Consider the following 16,968-nt stretch of genomic DNA (forward strand, 5'->3'; position numbering starts at 1 on the left):
ACTTGCAAGTTAAAGATTCGAAGTCGAATTCGTATCAGGATGAGCTTCGTGATCCAAAGCTGATTATTGAACAACCTTAATAGCGTCGACAAAGACATGAGCCAGATGGCCTGAGCCGTACAGAGAAAGGGAACTTGGCTGGAATTCCCTTCGGTTTCGCTTTTGGTTTACCCCTTTGTAGCTGTATTCCCGAACCTTCATGAAGTAGGGAATACCGGTTCATTCCCGTTATCGAATGCCGAATTAAGGGTCATATCCGAATGCAATGCGCTGTTGGTGTTGCGGAGAGGCCGAATGAGGGTGGAACCACGGGTATATGACGCTCGTCCCTTTCCGGGACGGGCGTTTTTTGATTTGTCCGCACCGGTAAATCCAACAACATTTTGACTAGGGAGGAACAAAAAGTGGCAGTATCGGTTATTTTGCCGGACGGTTCGGTTCGGGAGTATGCGGAAGGCAGCAGCTTGGAGGATGTGGCGGCTTCAATCAGCAGTGGTTTGCGCAAAAATGCGTTGGCCGGGAAGATCAACGGCGTTACGGTTGATTTGAACGCGAAGCTGGTGGATGGCGCCAAAGTTGAGATTATTACGGGGGATTCCCAGGACGGCCTGGAAGTCATGCGCCATAGCAGCGCCCACTTGATGGCTCAAGCGGTGAAGCGCCTGTTTGGCAACAAGGAAGTGAAGCTGGGGATCGGTCCGGTGATCGAAGACGGATTCTACTATGACATGGATCTGGAACACCCGCTGAATCCGGAAGATCTGCAAAAGATCGAAAAAGAAATGGAACGCATCATCGGCGAAAACCTGCCGATTACCCGCCGGGAAGTGAGCCGCGAGGAAGCGGTGGCGATCTTTACCGAGCTAGGCGATCCGTACAAGTTGGAGCTCATTCGCGATTTGCCGGAGGACAGCGTCATTTCGATTTATGATCAAGGCGAATTTTTCGACTTGTGCCGCGGGCCTCATGTGCCCTCCACCGGGAAGATTAAAGTATTTAAGCTCTTGAACGTGGCAGGCGCATACTGGCGCGGCAATAGCAACAATAAAATGCTGCAGCGGATTTACGGTACCGCGTTTATGAAGAAAGCCGATCTGGATGAGCATCTGCATATGTTGGAAGAAGCCAAGAAGCGTGACCACCGTAAGCTGGGTAAGGAACTGAATATTTTCACGTTCAATAACCTGGTAGGTCAAGGTTTGCCGATCTGGCTGCCAAAGGGAGCTACGGTTCGCCGGACGCTGGAACGTTATATCGTTGATATCGAGGAACGTTTGGGTTATCAGCATGTATACACGCCAGTGCTTGGTAATGTGGATTTGTACAAGACGTCGGGACACTGGGATCATTATCAGGATGATATTTTCCCTAAAATGGCAATTGATACGGAAGAATTTATTCTTCGTCCGATGAACTGCCCGCACCATATGATGGTATATAAAAGCGATATGAGAAGCTACCGGGATCTGCCGATCCGGATCGCCGAGCTAGGAATGCAGCATCGCTACGAAATGTCCGGCGCCTTGACTGGCTTGCACCGCGTTCGTTCCATGACATTAAACGATGCCCATATCTTCTGCCGCTTCGATCAAATCAAGGAAGAATTTACGCGTGTGCTGGAGCTGATCAAGCAGGTTTACAATGACTTCGGCATACATGAGTATCGGTTCCGGTTGTCTTATCGCGATCCGCAGGATACGGAGAAATACTACCAAAACGATGAGATGTGGAATAAAGCACAGCGGATTCTCCGCGAAGTTGTAGAGGAAGCGGGTCTGCCGTTCTTCGAAGCGGAAGGCGAAGCGGCGTTCTACGGACCGAAGCTTGACGTGCAGATTAAAACGGCGCTGGGCAAAGAAGAAACGCTGTCGACCGTTCAGATCGACTTCTTGTTGCCGGAACGCTTCGAGTTGGAATATGTCGGCGACGACGGCGCAAAACACCGTCCGGTCGTATTACACCGCGGGATCCTCGGCACAATGGAACGCTTCACCGCCTTCCTGCTCGAGAACTTCGCGGGTAACTTGCCGCTGTGGCTGGCTCCGGTTCAGGCGAAGGTCATTCCGGTTTCCGGTAACTTCGATGCTTATGCGCGTCAAGTGGAAGACAAGCTGCGCGCTGCCGGCATTCGCGCCGAAAGCGATCTGCGCAACGAGAAGCTCGGCTATAAAATCCGTGAAGCTCAACTCGAGAAGCTGCCGTACATGTTCGTCGTCGGCGAAAGCGAGCAAAGTGCCGGCACCGTCTCCGTGCGTAAGCGTGGCGAGGGCGATCTTGGCGCTAAACCGGTGGATGAAGTGGTCGCTCAGTTGCAGGAAGAAATTCGTAATCACGTGATTTAGTTTGGCGCGCGACGCTATAAATCCCGTGATCCGCTGCGGAGCAAATGTTGCCTTTTATGCAACATTTTGCACGTGAGCGACGCAGAGTAAGCCTCCTCGATGGAACTTCGTGCTGCTTGCTACTTTGGCTTTTCAGCACCAAGAAGGTTGGATGAAGATGGGATCGAGTAGCGGAGCGTAGCTGGAGGCTACGTGAGCAACGGAGAGGGCAGCTGAATTCAAGATTCGACGCCGACCCCCGCTTCTCGAGTTAACTTCGTGCTGCTTGCTACTTTGGCTTTTCAGCACCAAGAAGGTTGGATGAAGATGGGATCGAGTAGCGGAGCGTAGCTGGAGGCTACGTGAGCAACGGAGAGCGCAGCTGAATTCAAGATTCGACGCCGATCCCCGCTTCTCGAGTTAACTTCGTGCTGGAAAGCCAATAGGTATAGAATTGGGCGGATGTGGAAAACCTTTCGGATAAGGGGGAGGTTTTCTCATGCGCCAATTTCATTTCTGGCAAAAGATAAGCAAACGCTGTTTGCTTGCAGGACTGCTTGTTTTTACGATGGCAGCGGATCTGCCGGCCAGCGGCATTCATTCGCAACAGTTAAACGCGAACCGGCAAGCCCGGAATTTAGCTGAATGGTTGGACCTTAAGCAGTTGCAGCAAATGCAGGCAGAAAGGGCTGCACGGCAAACCCAATATCAGCGGGTCAACGTTATGAACCCGGAACATAAACAGGCCCAGCCTGAACGCAAGAAAGTCGAAACCGTCAAAGTCTTAGCGACCGGTTATACGGCCGGTTACGAGTCAACCGGCAAAAAGCCCAGCCATCCGCAATACGGCATAACTTATTCGGGCGTGAAGGTGAGACGGAACAAAGACACCGTCTCGACGATCGCCGCCGATTTGAAGATCTTTCCGCTCGGCACCATCCTTTATATCCCCGGATACGGTTACGGAGTCGTCGCCGATAAAGGCTCGGCAATTCGCGGCCACAAAATCGATCTTTATTTTGACACCATTAAGCAGGTTTATAAGGAGTGGGGGAAAAAAGAGGTCGAGGTACAGGTGGTCCGTAAAGGAGACGGCAAGTTGACCGAAGCGATGCTGCGGGAGCTTGGCAAAGTGATGGAAGTGAGCAAGGAAATTCCCGAAAACCTGTGGGAAAAGGCGATTTGAAGTTCGGTTTAACCCTTCGCATAATTCGCCTTCCCGGTTCGCATAATAAGCTTCGTGGTCAACAACGAGAGGGCCACGTGAAACGCCGGTGATTCACGATTCGGCGTATGCGAGAGGGAGGTGAAATTCATGGCAAATCAAAAGAAAGCCGCTTCTCCAGGTTACAAAACACCTAATGAGAAGTTTAATGAGGAATTTGCTGAGGAAAGCACGGCTACCGTTGCTCAGAAAGCGAAAGCTTCTCGCAATGCAACGACTCCTGTGAACAAACAACAATAATGATAGCGTGAAGCGCAAAGAGCGTCCCTCAGGGACGCTTTTTTACATATATCTCCAAACGTCTCGGTCTCGGGACCGAGCTCCCTTTCCATCCCGCGCCGCTGTTCATCAGCTCTGGCTTCAGGTAAACTGACATTAGAAAGAGGCAGTCCATTGGAGGTAACGACATGAGAAACGGCTTATTTGGTAGGTTTATAGGCGGGATGGTGCTGATTGGTATCGGGGGGGTTTTTCTTCTGAACCAGTTCGGTGTGACCGATTTCAGCATCGGCGAGATGTTCTCTACGTACTGGCCCGTGTTTTTAATTCTGGGGGGATTGGTGAACCTCAGCAACAGCGGCTTGCGGGGCGGTAACTTTATCGGCAGTGCCATATTAATTCTAATCGGCGGTTATTTCCTGGGCCGCAACTTGAATTTGATCGATTTAAGTCCAGGTGAATTTTTCCGATTCTTCTTCCCGATGATGCTGATCATCGGCGGGTTATACGTATTGTTCAAACCACGCGATCCGCACCGACGGAAGCGGCATGAGGATTTTCCACCTCCTCCGATGCCGCCGCTTGATCCGCCGCCTCCTCCGCCAACGTTCCATCCGGAGATGGAGTCGCCGCTCGATTCGATTTTCGGTTCGATGGAGAAGGAGAAAGGGAAGGAGCGGGAGCAGCAGGCAAAACAGGAGAAGTCGTATTATGAACACCCGAAATTTAACCCGTATCACGGGGGAAGCGTTCCGGGAGATCATGGATCCGTGATTCAAAAGTCGGGATTTATTGGCGACGTGCATTTGGGCCAGGACTATTTTCAGTTGAAACCGATGAATATCTCACATTTTATCGGCGATACGATCATCGACTTGACCAAGGCGCAAATTCCGTACGGCGAAACGAAAATTAACGTATCGTCATTCATTGGCGACGTTAAGGTGTTCGTCCCTGAAGATATGGATATCGGCATCGTGGCCACCTCAAGTGCGTTCATCGGCGACCTGAAAGTATTGACGCAGAAGCAAGGCGGATTTATGAGCAGCGTCACGGCCGAATCTCCGTATTACGGCGAAGCAAACAAACGGGTTAAGCTGATCGTCAGCGTATTTGTAGGTGACGTCAAAGTAAACATGGTAGGTTGATCCCATGATCGTGCAGCGGATATTGAAGAATACGAAGTGGGAGTTGCTGTGCTACTTTTTGCTTACCGGCAGCCTAACGGCGGTTGCCTTCTATATCGGAACCAATACCGGGGTGATCGTTGTCAGCGATCCCTGGGTGTGGATTTACGATATGGCGGGCATCGTCGTTTTGGCGCTGATTATCGGGTATATTGCCGGTCGGCGCATTCAGGGGAAGATCGATCATTTGCACTTGAACATGCTCCAAGTGGCGAAAGGCAATTTATCGGTACGGATGCCGGAGACGGCAGACCAGACGTTTAACGGGTTGTACCAGGAATTCAATAACATGATTGATGCGATGGAGAAAAAGATGCAGCTCCTTCAACAGCTTGGCGAGCAGGAGGTTATCGAGAAGGAGCAGGCGACGGAAAAAGCGGTGCTTGAGGAGCGCAGACGGCTCGCCCGCGATCTGCACGATACCGTCAGTCAGCAGTTGTTCGCCATACATATGGCGGCTTCGTCCTTGCCAAAGGTGCTGGAGGTTAACGAGGCCCAGGCGGAAACGGTGCTGAATCAACTGATTCAGATGTCGAATACCGCGCAAAAGCAGATGCGGGCATTGATCGCCCAATTGCGCCCGATGGAGCTGGTGGGCAAATCCTTAGCAGAGGCATTGGATCAGTGGTTTCCCGATTATTGCCGGCAAAATGGGCTGAAGGGGATCAAGGACATGGATATCCAAGGGGACATGTCGGAAGCGAAGGAGCATCAGCTATTCCTGATCATCCAGGAAGCGATGGCAAATATCGTGAAGCATGCCGGAGCCGGCATGGTTAGCTTGTCATTGCGGGAAGGCCCGCGCCAGGTTGTGCTTAGCATCAGCGATGACGGACAAGGCTTCAGCAGCACGTACCAGAAGCAGGGTTCTTACGGTTTAACGACGATGAAGGAGCGAGCCGAGAAACTAGGCGGCAACGCAGAAATCATCAGTAAGCCGGGAGCGGGAACGACGATTCGGGTGCATATTCCGAAGTTCGAGGAAGGTAAAGGGGGAAGCCGCGAATGAGCAAAATCAAGGTGATGATCGTCGACGACCATGACATGGTGCGAATGGGATTAAAGACATATTTAATGCTGGATCCGGGGTTCGAGGTGATCGGTGAAGCCGGAGACGGACGCGAGGCGGTGGAAATCTTGGAACGCGGGCTTCCGGAGGGGCCGCCGGATATCATACTGATGGACTTGATGATGCCGAACATGAACGGGGCGGAGGCAACCAAGGAAGTGTTGAGTCGGTTTCCGGGCATGAAAATCGTGATCTTGACCAGCTTTTTGGAGGATGATCTCGTAGTCCAGGCAGTTGAAGCCGGTGCGGTCAGTTATGTGCTCAAGACGGTCTCCGCCGAAGAACTGATTTATGCGCTTCAAGGCGCTTTCCGTGGGATGCCGGTGATGACGGGCGACGTCGCCCAGGCGCTCACGCGAGGCCTCAGACAACGAACCGTAAAAGGTGATGACTCGGGAATGACCGAGCGGGAGAAGGAAGTCTTGCTTTTGATTGCCGAAGGCAAAAGTAACAAGGATATTGCCGAGGAGCTGCATATCAGCATCAAAACGGTCAAAACCCATGTCAGCAACCTGCTGATGAAATGCGAACTGGAAGACCGTACACAGCTGGCAATTTATGCACACCGACAAGGCTGGGTGACGCGTTAATAGGGGAACTCTAGCTTTTATCTCCTTTTTAATTGTTTTTAATGTACGTTTAAGGTTTCTGGTACAGAATAAAAACAAGAAAACAAGTTACCCCTGAATCACGCAGGGGAAGGAGGTCAATCATACCATGGACGATCAAAAGAACAAATCGGGCCAACCCTTTGACGAAGACGCAAACGATTCGAAGCGTCAGGAATCTTCGGAGTCAGGCTCTTCCTATTATTACTCTTACGGACCTTTTCAATCCTATGGAAAAACAAACGAGGAACCAGGCCAAGGTGCAGACTACGAACGCAGCCAGCCCGAAGAGGTGGAAGTGACGAAACCGCAGCCGCTTAAACCGTTTCCTTCTTCCTACGATGTGATTCGCAGCACGGTTGAACCTACCAACGGCTCTAGTGGGGACGGGCGCAACAACTTGCCGGCGGCAAAAAGCAGCAATTGGCAATACAATAGCAAACCGACGAAAAAATCTTCGGTACGTTCGGTGATTGCCGGTGTATTGGCCGGTATGTTGATCATGACCGGAGCTATGGTCTTTGCGGACCGCGCCAATCTGTTTACGTCAGATCAGGCGGCTTCCGCATCGGTGCCAGCATCGGGAAGCGCGTCGAATAGCGGCGGCGTCGAATCGACGGGCAAAGCGACAACCGCGTTGTACCCGGTAACGGATTCCGGAGAAGTGACCAAAGTCGTCAGCCAAGCCGGACCGGCCGTCGTCAAAATCGAAACATTGACGGATGCCAGCAAGCAAAACAGCAACAATCCGTACAGCAGCGATCCGTTCTACCGCTATTTCTTCGGCGATGATGCGTTTGGCTCTGGCGGGAACAACGGCAGCGAGGACGGAAGTAACGGTTCGTCCTCCGGTTCGAGCCAACTGGTACCGACGGGGATTGGGTCCGGGTTTATTTTCGATAAAACGGGTTACATTCTAACCAATGAGCATGTCGTTCATAATGCCGATGTGGTGCAGGTCACGGTGCAAGGGACAGAAAAACCTTATGAAGCTAAGGTGCTAGGTAAGAGTTATGAGCTTGACCTGGCTGTCCTGAAAATCGAAGGCGACAGCAACTTCCCGTCGATTCCGCTCGGCAACTCCGATAACACGCAAGTCGGGGAATGGATGGTAGCGATCGGCAATCCGCAGGGCTTTGACCATACGGTTACGGCTGGCGTATTAAGCGCGAAGGAACGCGACATCACGATTGCCGGCGAGAATGGCGAGAAAAATCGTGAGTATGAGCATTTACTGCAAACGGACGCTTCGATCAATCCCGGCAACTCGGGCGGCCCGCTATTGAATCTGAACGGCGAAGTGATCGGGATTAACGTGGCCGTCAGCTCGGATTCACAGGGTATCGGGTTTGCGATTCCGACCAGTACAATCAGCGAAGTGCTCGACAAGTTGAAGAACAATGAGAAAATTCCGCAAAAACCGGTACCGTTCATCGGAGCTACTTTGATGACAATGACGGAAGAAGTGGCGAAGCAAATGCAAACCGACGTGAAGGAAGGTTCGATCGTCACGGATATCGTCTTTAAATCGCCGGCTTACAATGCCGACCTTCGACCTTACGATATCATCACTGGGGCGAACGGCACCAAATTTGCCACCAAGGAGAAATTGATTGAATTCATTCAGAAGCAACAGGTGGGAACGAAAGTGACGATGAACATCGTGCGCGACGGGAAGAACCTCGACCTCGAGGTCACGGTTGGCGACAAAAATGAGTTCTCTAACGTGAACTAATACGCACGGGTAGTAACCAGGGCGGCGAAGGCGGCAGGAATAGAGCCTGCCGCCTTTTTTGGTACCCGGATGCGGGTGGGATATCCGTTTTGGTACAATGGAGACAGTGGAGCTTGCCTGAGGCAAGCGCAAGGCAAAGGAGAGATTGTTCGTGAGATCGGCAATTTTGGTCATAGATGATGATGAGAAAATCACGTCGATGCTACGACGCGGCCTGGCGTTCGAGGGGTATGACGTTTATACGGCCCAAAATGGGGCGGAAGGATTGTCGATGATGATGAGCGCCGACCCGGATCTGATCATTTTAGACGTCATGATGCCTAAAGTAGACGGGTTCGAAGTATGCCGGCGATTGCGCGAAGGCGGAAGCACTGTTCCGGTTCTAATGTTGACCGCGAAGGATGAGGTCGAGAACCGGGTGAAGGGTCTGGATCTAGGTGCGGACGATTATCTCGTCAAGCCGTTTGCCCTGGAGGAGCTGCTAGCCCGGGTTCGAGCATTGCTCCGGCGCAAGGATTCGGCGGGAGACGCGGGCAACCAGCGCCTCATTTTTGAGGACATCGTCATGGATCTCGATTCCCGCGAGGTCACGCGGGCGGGGCAGCGTTTGGAGCTAACGGCCAAGGAGTTCGAGCTGCTCCATCTGTTCCTGCAAAATCCGAAACGGCTGCTGACCCGCGATCTAATCATGGATAAGATTTGGGGTTACGACTACAGCGGGGAGTCGAACGTGCTGGAGGTTTATATTGCCATGCTTCGGCAAAAAACGGAGGAGCACGGCGGCAAGCGTATCATTCAGACGATCCGCGGGGCCGGTTACATCCTGAGAGGAGAGGCTTAAGCATGTCGATCCGGCTGCGGCTAACTGCATGGTATACCGGGATTTTGGCCGTTACGCTGATCTTGTTCAGCGCTTCGATCTATGCCTTTGTTCGATACAACACCTATATGGAAGTGAAGAACCGGTTGGAGGATCAGGCCAATCGTATCAAAAACTCCCAAAGCTACAGCATCACCCAGGGACTGGATTTGTATCTGGATCCGATGCAGGCGAACCGGTTAGAGGATGCCCAACTGTTTGTGCAGATCCACAATTATACGGATGGAAACACGCGGTATTCGCAAAATCTGCTGAGTTGGAACATGAAGTTTCCCGTTCCTGACGCCGGATCGTTGAGCAAGATCGCGGGCTTCAAGAAGGTTCAGCTGTATAATCAGTCTTTCTTGCTGTATCAGCTTCCGATTACGCTCGATAACAATTTGATCGGCTTAATTCAACTAGCGGCCTATACCGGCGCAGAAGATAAGTTGATGAACCGAATGAGCACGGTCTTGTTATTCGGCTCGATCATCACGATTCTGGCCGCCAGCTCACTTGGCCTCTTTCTGGCGCGTAAATCGATGGCACCGATCGGAAAGGTCATTGAGGCGGCAAACGGGATTCAGACCGGAAACGACTTGAGCGTAAGGATTGATTACGAAGGGCCCAACGATGAAATCGGTCAATTAATCGGCACTGTCAACAACATGCTGGCACGTACCGAAGGCTTCTATAAAGAATTGGATGAAGCTTATTCGACCCAGCGCCGGTTCGTATCGGATGCCTCCCACGAACTGCGAACGCCGCTCACGACGATTCGCGGCAACGTTGACTTATTGAAGCGAATGTGGACGCAGGATGAAGCTCGGCGTGATCCCGGTGAAGAGGAACAGGTACGCAGCTTTTCGCTGGAGGCGGTGAGCGACATCGCTGCCGAGTCTGAGCGCATGAGCCGGTTGGTGAACGATATGCTGTCGCTGGCCCGGGCGGATGCCGGGCAAACGTTAACGAAGGAGCCGCTGCTGCTGGCTCCGGTCGTGGAGGAGGTGGCCCGCCGGGCGCACTTCTTGCCGCGAAAAGCGGAGTGGATCCAGGGCGATTTACAGGCGCTGGAGGGTGTGTCGGTTGTTGGCAGCAAGGATTATCTGCAGCAGATGCTGTTTATTTTTATTGAAAATGCGTTCAAATATACCGAACAGGGTAGCGTCACGATCGATGCCGTTCAATCGGCAGGGCAGATTGGCATTCGCATCGCCGATACGGGTATCGGGATGGACCGCAGCGAAGTCCCTCATATTTTTGAACGCTTCTATCGGGCCGACCCGTCCCGCGGAGTCATTCAGGGAACCGGACTGGGATTATCGATTGCCAAATGGATTATCGACGAGCATGAGGGGTCCGTGGAAGTGTTAACCAAGCGAGGCGAAGGGACGACTTTCATCATCTGGCTTCCCGCGATCTTTAACGCCCTCCCGGAATAGTTTATAATAGAGAGGCTCCCCTCCGTCAGGGAAAACTGGGGGACGAGAAAGCAGGGATACGATTCATGGAAGTGATTAAAATTTCGCCGCGCGGTTACTGCTACGGTGTCGTGGACGCGATGGTTCTGGCCCGGCAGGCGGCTAAGAACCTCGATCTGCCGCGGCCGATATATATACTCGGCATGATTGTGCACAACAGCCATGTCACGAATTCTTTCGAGGATGAAGGGATTATTACGCTGGACGGCCCGAATCGCCTGGATATTTTGAGCAAGGTGGAGAGCGGGACAGTCATCTTTACCGCGCATGGGGTATCTCCGGAGGTCCGTAAGCTGGCCCGTGACAAAGGGCTAACAACAGTGGATGCCACTTGCCCGGACGTCACCAAAACCCATGTACTCATCGAAGAGAAGGTTGCCGAAGGGTATGAGGTGATCTATATCGGGAAGAAAGGGCATCCCGAGCCGGAAGGCGCGGTAGGCGTTGCGCCAGGCAAGGTGCATCTGATCGAGAAAGAAGAGGAGATCGAGCAACTAAACCTCTCCGCCGACAAAATCGTAATCACCAACCAAACGACGATGAGTCAGTGGGATATTAAGCATATTATGAAAAAACTGCTGGAGAAGTATCCAGGTGCAGAGGTGCACAACGAGATTTGCCTAGCGACCCAGATGCGCCAGCAGGCAGTAGCGGAACAAGCTAGTCAGGCGGACCTCGTGATCGTCGTCGGCGATCCCCGGAGCAACAACTCTAACCGGTTAGCCCAGGTATCGGAAGAGATCGCTGGAGTTACAGCGTACCGGATCGCAGACGTTACGGAGCTCAAGCGTGAGTGGTTGGATGGCATCGGCAAAGTAGCGGTGACATCAGGCGCGTCGACGCCAACGCCAATTACGAAGGAAGTTATTCATTATCTTGAGCAATATGACCCGGAAGAACCGACAACCTGGGATATCATCCGAACGGTTAATCTAGCGAAATTATTGCCTCCGGTTAAAGTCGGAGCTAAAAGTAAAGAGGAATAAAAGCATAGATTCATAGGGAGAAAACCGCGCTGTGCCGCGGTTTTCGTCCATTTACCAACATTTGCGGGGTCCCCTACGATTCGATTCATGTTATACTCGTTGTAGAAAGGTTACAAAAATGTAACTAACCTATCAACTACAACAAGGAGATGACAGGATGAAATCGAATCGACTGAAACGTTTGGTGACGGGTGGACTAACCGCAATGTTAGCCGCAGCAATCGTTATACCGGCTTCGGCCTCGGCAGCCTCGAATACGACGACTTATAAAACTTATTCAACCTATAAGACTTATACAACCTATGGCGCGAACACTTGGACGAATTATTATACGATTCCATGGTATCAATACTATCAACCTCAGCAACCGGTACAAAGCGGCAGCCAAGGCACGACAGGCAACAAAGCGCAAACCGGGACGACACAAGGAACGACACAAGGAACTACGCAAGGAACTACGCAAAGCGCAACGACCGACAAGTCGCAATTTGCTACTCAGGTTATTACCCTGGTGAATCAGGAGCGTGCGAAACAGGGCCTCAAGCCGCTCACGGGTAATGCAGAGTTAAACAATATGGCTTGGGCTAAAGCGAAGGATATGAGCGATAATAACTATTTTAGCCATACCTCTCCAACCTATGGTTCGCCGTTTGACATGATGAAGAAGTTCGGCATTCAATTCGGTTATGCGGGCGAGAATATCGCGATGGGGCAGAAGACGCCAACTGAGGTCGTCAACGCCTGGATGAACAGCGAAGGCCACCGCGCCAATATCTTGAACGCCAATTACAATCTGATCGGTGTCGGCTATTATAACGGATATTGGGCACAGGAGTTTGTTGGAAGATAAATAGCTTCATAAACAGGAAAGGCCGGGGAGCACGATTCTCCGGTCTTTTTTTATTTGTTCGCTGTATAGAAAAGGCGGGGGTCAATGTTTGTACGGTCCGTTTCGCCATCATCCCTTTTGTTCAGGAGTTAGGTAGGAGGTGTGTTTCCAACTAGGTAACCTGCCATCTACGATCTGACTTAACGGGATAATCATGCAAACGTCCGGACAAGGCGTGATGGACCGAGCGTTCCGTCATTTAAGCACTAGCCTATGACCATTGGGGTTGACGGGAGAGACAAATTCAGCTATAGTTACTTTAGTGAATAAAAGCTTAAAAGCACACAAGCGTTCAAGCGAAATAGTGCCTGTACGTTCGAATAATGGTTTTTAGCCTGCATACAATCGTCATATTAAGAAAGGATGGAATCGGAATGATCGTTATTACATCAAACCAAACCCCTGAGGAGCGCGTTCAGGAAATTATCGCCGTGATTGAGAAGGAAGGAGTGCAGACCCATGTTTCCCGCGGGAAGGATCGTACCGTCATCGGTTTGATCGGCCTGATCGAACCGAAGCTCGCCGAACATCTTCGCCAAATGAAGGACGTCGAGAATGTCATTAAGATTTCGAAGTCCTATAAATTGGCTAGCCGAGATTTTCATCCGGAAGATACGGTCATTTCTATCGGTGACGTCAAGATCGGCGGCGGCGAGCTGGTTGTTATGGGCGGCCCTTGCGCAGTAGAATCGCCGGAACAAATCGACGAGATCGCTCGTTTGGTGAAGGCGGCCGGCGGGCAAGTATTGCGGGGAGGGGCGTTTAAGCCCCGTACCGGTCCGTACAGCTTCCAAGGCGTTGGCGTGGAAGGCCTTGTCATGATGGCGGAAGCGGGCAAGAAGCATGGCCTCCTGACCATTACAGAGGTGATGACGCCGGAGTACGTCGATGTCTGCGCCGAATACGCCGATATTTTGCAGGTTGGAACACGCAATATGCAGAACTTTGATTTGCTGCGCAAGCTGGGCACCTGCAACAAGCCGGTATTACTCAAACGAGGCTTTAGCGCCACCTACGATGAGTTCCTGAACGCGGCGGAATATATCCTGGCGGGAGGGAACCCGAACGTAATGCTGTGCGAACGCGGGATCCGAACATTCGAAACCTACACCCGTAATACGCTGGATCTGTCCGCGATTCCGGTGCTCCAGGGCTTAAGCCATCTGCCGGTCATTTCCGATCCGAGCCATGGCACGGGCCGTCGTGAGCTCGTGGAACCGATGACGAAGGCCTCCGTGGCCGCCGGGGCAGACGGTCTGATCATCGAGATGCACACCGATCCGGACAACTCGATGACCGGTGACGGCGTACAGTCTTTGTTCCCTGACCAATTCGCCACTTTATTGCAAGATTTGGAGAAATTGGCCCCACTGGTAGGGAAACGCTTTGATACCCCGAAGGCCGCACTTCACGTGTAACATAGAATGACTTAAAGTCCATTCGCCCTGCGGCGAGTGGGCTTTTATACTTTTTGTAGATAAATTTGTACTATGCGTAATAATACCTTATTTCGGATGTAAAAATACCTTACATAAGTATTGACGACTTCGCCCCCACAGTCCTATAATGACGACATAATCATACTAAAGGATGAACGTTAATCGCAAAAATAAGATTTAATGTTCGTGATTTGGGGAGGAAAGAGTATGTCAGCAGAGATCGTTTTAAAAACAATCAAGGAAAAGCAAATTGAGTGGGTAGACTTCCGTTTTGTTGATCTATCGGGACGGGCACATCATATTACCCTTCCGGCTAAAGAAGTGAATGAGGAAACTTTCGTGAACGGCGTAGCTTTCGACGGATCTTCGATCCCCGGGTTCCGCGGCATTGAAGAATCCGACATGGTCATGATGCCGGACCATGGTTCCGTATTCGTCGATCCGTTTACCGCGCATCCGACGTTGAACGTATTTTGCGACATTTATACGCCGGATGGCGACCGATATGAGCGTGATCCACGCAGCATTGCAGTGCGTGCAGAAGAATACCTGAAGCAAAGCGGTGTGGGCACGGCGGCATTCTTTGCCCCGGAATCCGAGTTCTTTATTTTCGACGATGTCCGCTTTGAAAGTGGCATGAACAAAACGTACTACTCGGTAGATTCCGAGGAAGCGGCATGGAATACGGGGCGTTCGGAAGAAGGCGGCAACCTGGGTTATAAAGTGCCGGTCAAAGGCGGCTACGTACCGGTAGCGCCAACCGACAAGCAACAGGATATCCGGAGCGAAATGTGCCGTTTGCTTGAAGAAGCCGGCATCCGCGTGGAGCGTCATCACCACGAAGTAGCGACTTCCGGTCAAGCGGAAATCAACTTCCGTTTCGACACGCTGTTGAAAACTGCGGATAACCTGATGGTTTACAAGTATATCGTGCACAACACCGCCGCTCAGTTCGGGAAAACGGCAACGTTTATGCCGAAACCCCTGTTTGGCGACAACGGTAGCGGGATGCACGTGCATCAATCCATCTTCAACGGCGACACTCCGCTGTTCTACGACAAAGGGGCTTACGCAAACCTGAGCGAAATCGCCTTGAACTATATCGGCGGCATCCTGTACCACGCTCCAGCGATCATTGCGTTTACGAATCCAAGCACGAACTCGTTTAAACGCTTGGTTCCTGGCTTCGAGGCTCCGGTAAACCTGGTTTACTCGAAGGGGAATCGCTCAGCTGCCGTCCGGATCCCGGTAGCCGCGGTAACACCAAAGGGCTGCCGCATTGAGTTCCGTACCCCGGACTCCACGGCGAACCCGTACCTGGCCTTCTCCGCCATGCTGATGGCAGGCCTTGACGGCATCAAGAACAAAATCGATCCGGTCAAACTGGGTTACGGACCGTTCGACAAGAACATCTATGAATTGTCCGATGAAGAGAAAGCGACGATTCGCAGTGTTCCGGGTTCCTTGGACGAAGCGCTAAGCGCTTTGGAAAACGATTATGAGTTCCTGACCCAAGGCGGTGTATTCACGAAGGCGTTCATCGACAACTTTGTAGAGTTGAAGCGCGCCGAAGCGAGAGCTGTCGCCGTGCGAGTACATCCTTACGAATTTGGCCTTTATTACGATCTGTAAGCTGAATTAGCTATCATACGACAAACTCCCCATCCAACGGATGGGGAGTTTTTTTTGATTTCACAATCTACTTAAGCGCTCCTGCTTCCGCATGAATCCCGCACAACCAGCTCAGGCTCAACGACGACGGAGCTGGCTACCGACTGGTTGTGAATCAGATCGAAGAGCAAAGAAGCAGCTAGACGACCTAACTTCTCCTTGTTTTGACGAATGGTCGTAAGGGAAGGACTTACGTAACGGCAGGCTTCAATATCATCGCAGCCGATTAAGGCAACCTCCTCAGGAACACGCAGCCCGTGTTCTCTCAGCGCTCGCAAAGCGCCGATGGCCAGCAAATCCGAGGCAGCAAAAATCGCCTTAGGCAATGAGCCGGCCTGGATCATGCGGGTCATGGCCTCGTAACCGCTGGCTTCATAGAAGCTGTCGCCGCCTGCGAACCATTCCTCACGGAGGGGGAGTCCGTAGCTCTCCAGGGCATTTCGATATCCCTGCTCCCGCTCCCTGGAGATATCGGACTCGACCGTGCTGCCGATGTACCCAAGCTCCCGATAACCCAGCAGATAGAAATGCTCCACCGCTTTTGCCGACATGTTGGCATGATCGGACATGAGATAGCCAGAGCTTCGCCCGTGCAACGGGATGTCGATGCCGATGCAAGGAATTTCGCTCTGATCCAGCGCACGGATCTCGGTACCCACCTCTTGCCCGCTGACGATAAAACATCCAGCCGTCCGATACTGTCGGCAACGCGTTAAATAATCGGCGTTTCCGCTGCTCTTATGATCGGGGTTAAGAAACAGCAAGTCGTAGCCGAACAACCCCACCTGCTTCTGAAATGCGTTTAATACCTCCGCAAAAAAAGGATGGGCAAAATCCGCATGCCGTCTCCCGGCGAAGACGATTCCGATGATCGGGGTTTGCTTCTGCGCCAGTGTCTTTGCCGTGTGGGCGGGAACATATCCGGTTTGCCGCATGACCTCAAGCACCTTGGCTCGAGTTTCCTCTGAAATATCGCTGTAATTGTGGACGATCTTGGACACGGTAGCCACCGATACGCCGGCTAATTCTGCAATCTGTTTCATATTCATACACTTCAGCCTTCCGTTTCTCTCTAGCGAAAATATTTTCGTGAACCTAGCATACCGATCTTTCACGTCATCGTCAATAACTCATCGGAAATCAAGAGTTGAAACCCTTTACAAACTGAAGGATAGCAAGGATAATGGAGTTACCGAAACCGGTTTCGGGTATTTGTCCTGGAATTGGTTTTTATCACAATAATGGTTTGAGTGGCCGAAAATTTTCGGAATATGCCAAT

14 protein-coding genes are annotated in these 16,968 nt (G+C 51.8%); 13 read left to right on the plus strand and 1 reads right to left on the minus strand.

Annotated elements, in window-relative coordinates; all coding sequences use genetic code 11:
* The first annotated feature begins 404 nt into the window (after positions 1 to 404).
* The 13 genes from thrS (at position 405) to glnA (ending at position 15,650) form a co-directional block, all read left to right on the plus strand.
* Complete coding sequence (thrS, locus tag IM700_RS18565) at positions 405 to 2,342, plus strand: threonine--tRNA ligase (RefSeq protein WP_193418333.1); 1,938 nt, start codon at positions 405 to 407, stop codon at positions 2,340 to 2,342.
* Positions 2,343 to 2,820: 478 nt separating this feature from the next.
* Positions 2,821 to 3,507 carry a 3D domain-containing protein gene (locus IM700_RS18570; RefSeq protein WP_239484050.1) on the plus strand — a complete coding sequence of 229 codons (687 nt, stop codon included), beginning with the start codon at positions 2,821 to 2,823 and terminating at the stop codon, positions 3,505 to 3,507.
* A 129-nt stretch (positions 3,508 to 3,636) separates the two neighbouring features.
* Entirely contained in the window at positions 3,637 to 3,786 is a 150-nt protein-coding gene (locus IM700_RS18575; RefSeq protein WP_016312938.1) for a hypothetical protein, read from the plus strand.
* 167 nt (positions 3,787 to 3,953) lie between these two features.
* Entirely contained in the window at positions 3,954 to 4,913 is a 960-nt protein-coding gene (liaF, locus tag IM700_RS18580) for a cell wall-active antibiotics response protein LiaF (protein WP_193418331.1), read from the plus strand.
* Between the two features lie 4 nt (positions 4,914 to 4,917).
* On the plus strand, positions 4,918 to 5,961 hold the full coding sequence (locus tag IM700_RS18585; protein ID WP_193418329.1) for a HAMP domain-containing sensor histidine kinase: 1,044 nt from the start codon (positions 4,918 to 4,920) through the stop codon (positions 5,959 to 5,961).
* A complete protein-coding gene (locus IM700_RS18590) occupies positions 5,958 to 6,611 on the plus strand; it encodes a response regulator (RefSeq protein WP_193418327.1) in 654 nt (217 codons plus the stop codon). Before IM700_RS18585 ends, IM700_RS18590 begins: the two co-directional genes overlap by 4 nt.
* Positions 6,612 to 6,738: 127 nt before the next feature.
* Positions 6,739 to 8,364, plus strand: a complete 1,626-nt coding sequence (locus tag IM700_RS18595) for a S1C family serine protease (protein ID WP_155607083.1) — start codon at positions 6,739 to 6,741, stop codon at positions 8,362 to 8,364.
* Positions 8,365 to 8,515: 151 nt separating this feature from the next.
* Positions 8,516 to 9,205 carry a response regulator transcription factor gene (locus IM700_RS18600; protein ID WP_193418325.1) on the plus strand — a complete coding sequence of 230 codons (690 nt, stop codon included), beginning with the start codon at positions 8,516 to 8,518 and terminating at the stop codon, positions 9,203 to 9,205.
* Between the two features lie 2 nt (positions 9,206 to 9,207).
* Positions 9,208 to 10,665, plus strand: a complete 1,458-nt coding sequence (locus IM700_RS18605) for a sensor histidine kinase (RefSeq protein WP_155607084.1) — start codon at positions 9,208 to 9,210, stop codon at positions 10,663 to 10,665.
* Between the two features lie 65 nt (positions 10,666 to 10,730).
* Positions 10,731 to 11,690 (plus strand): 4-hydroxy-3-methylbut-2-enyl diphosphate reductase, encoded by a 960-nt coding sequence (locus tag IM700_RS18610; protein ID WP_155607085.1) that lies wholly within the window; start codon positions 10,731 to 10,733, stop codon positions 11,688 to 11,690.
* Between the two features lie 157 nt (positions 11,691 to 11,847).
* Positions 11,848 to 12,540 carry a CAP domain-containing protein gene (locus tag IM700_RS18615; RefSeq protein WP_193418323.1) on the plus strand — a complete coding sequence of 231 codons (693 nt, stop codon included), beginning with the start codon at positions 11,848 to 11,850 and terminating at the stop codon, positions 12,538 to 12,540.
* Positions 12,541 to 12,953: 413 nt separating this feature from the next.
* Entirely contained in the window at positions 12,954 to 13,997 is a 1,044-nt protein-coding gene (gene aroF / locus IM700_RS18620; protein ID WP_193418321.1) for a 3-deoxy-7-phosphoheptulonate synthase, read from the plus strand.
* Between the two features lie 228 nt (positions 13,998 to 14,225).
* A complete protein-coding gene (gene glnA / locus IM700_RS18625; RefSeq protein ID WP_193418319.1) occupies positions 14,226 to 15,650 on the plus strand; it encodes a type I glutamate--ammonia ligase in 1,425 nt (474 codons plus the stop codon).
* A gap of 71 nt (positions 15,651 to 15,721) precedes the next feature.
* Here the strand turns inward: glnA and IM700_RS18630 are convergent, their stop codons facing one another.
* A complete protein-coding gene (locus IM700_RS18630; protein ID WP_193418317.1) occupies positions 15,722 to 16,738 on the minus strand; it encodes a LacI family DNA-binding transcriptional regulator in 1,017 nt (338 codons plus the stop codon).
* Between the last annotated feature and the right edge of the window lie 230 nt (positions 16,739 to 16,968).

It is taken from the genome of Paenibacillus rhizolycopersici, assembly GCF_014947195.2.
Lineage (GTDB): Bacteria > Bacillota > Bacilli > Paenibacillales > Paenibacillaceae > Fontibacillus > Fontibacillus rhizolycopersici.